Origin of the sequence: Salipiger sp. HF18, from assembly GCF_011806505.1 — a bacterium.
In the GTDB taxonomy this organism is placed as follows: Bacteria; Pseudomonadota; Alphaproteobacteria; order Rhodobacterales; family Rhodobacteraceae; genus Salipiger; species Salipiger thiooxidans.
Genome location: NZ_JAATOS010000802.1, coordinates 1 through 1,156, shown reverse-complemented (window position 1 = coordinate 1,156; position 1,156 = coordinate 1). Strand labels below are relative to the sequence as shown.

General features: G+C 66.7%; 2 protein-coding genes and 1 pseudogene. 1 reads left to right on the top strand and 2 read right to left on the bottom strand.

Annotated elements, in window-relative coordinates:
* The coding region (locus HC022_RS27090) for a GNAT family N-acetyltransferase (RefSeq protein ID WP_368484862.1) at positions 1–193 on the top strand (193 nt) is incomplete at its 5' end.
* A 40-nt stretch (positions 194–233) separates the two neighbouring features.
* On the opposite strand, the gene ccmE is transcribed toward HC022_RS27090, so the two are convergent.
* Positions 234–683, bottom strand: coding sequence for a cytochrome c maturation protein CcmE (gene ccmE / locus HC022_RS27085; RefSeq protein WP_089960916.1), 450 nt, complete (start codon positions 681–683; stop codon positions 234–236).
* A 155-nt stretch (positions 684–838) separates the two neighbouring features.
* Positions 839–1,156 (bottom strand): annotated as a pseudogene (locus tag HC022_RS27080) (glutamate racemase); the annotation flags it as partial.

The following is a 1,156-nucleotide window of genomic DNA, read 5'->3' as shown; positions in this document are numbered from 1 at the left end:
GGCGCTGGTCTCCGAGCTCGTGGTGCGAGCCGAGGCGCGCGGACAGGCCCGCGTACTGCTCGACACGCTGAAGACGCTGGAGAGCGCCCGTGCGCTCTATCGCGCGCTCGGCTTCCGTGAACGCGGCCCCTACGCGCCGCTGCCGCCGCTGGAGGCCGACGCGCTCTGTTTCTACGAAAAGGTTCTGACCTGACCCAAGCCCGTATTTCGGGAGTCCCCGAAACGGCCGAAGGTCAGCTGTTGGGGTCCTCGTAGACGCCCTGTTCCTTCAGCGCGTCGATGACCTCTTTCGGCATGTAGGTCTCGTCATGCTTGGCGAGGATCTCTGAAGCCTGGAACACGCCGTCGATGTAGCGACCGGTGCCGACCATGCCCTGGTTCTCGGCGAAGAGGTCCGGCAACACGCCCGCGAAGACCACCGGCACCGAGGCACCGCCGTCGGTGACACTGAAGCGGATCTCGTGGCCGTCGCCGCGGATCAGGGTGCCTTCTTCGACCAGCCCGCCAAGACGGAACGTCTCGTTGGGGGTCGGCGGGGCCTCGACCAGCTGGCTCGGCGAGCGGAAGAAGTTGATGCCGTCGCGCATGGCGTAGCCGATCAGCACGGTCGACACGACCAGCGCCACGGCGGCCAGCGCCACCACCTGGATCCGGCGCTTCTTCTTCAGCGACTTGAGCGACATGGCATCTCCTCCTGACCCGACTATGACGCCGGGATCACGGCTTGTCAGCACCGACTATATGGCACCTGCCGGAAGGCGTGTCCGTGAGCAAGATCAAATCCGTCCCGACTGACGCAGCCGTGATCTACGGGACGGGCGGTCCGCCCGCCCCGGGCTCAGGCGGATTCGAAGCTGATCTCGCGCCGCAGGAAGCGGGTGGCATGCCCCGAAACCTTGCGCGGATCGCCGGTCGTCAGGAAGCGGGACTCGGTGCCCGACCCCAACATTCCAGGGTGACGGCGCAGGTAGTCGGCCAGCGACTCGGCCACGAGGTTGGCCTGCGAATAGACCGTCACCTCGGGCCCCAGCGCCTCCTGGAAGATGTCCTCCATCAGCGGGTAATGCGTGCAGCCGAGGATCGCGGCCTCGGGCTCGAGCATCTTGCGCTTGAGCGCGTCGACATGGCTGCGGACCAGCGCCTCGGCGAGGATCAT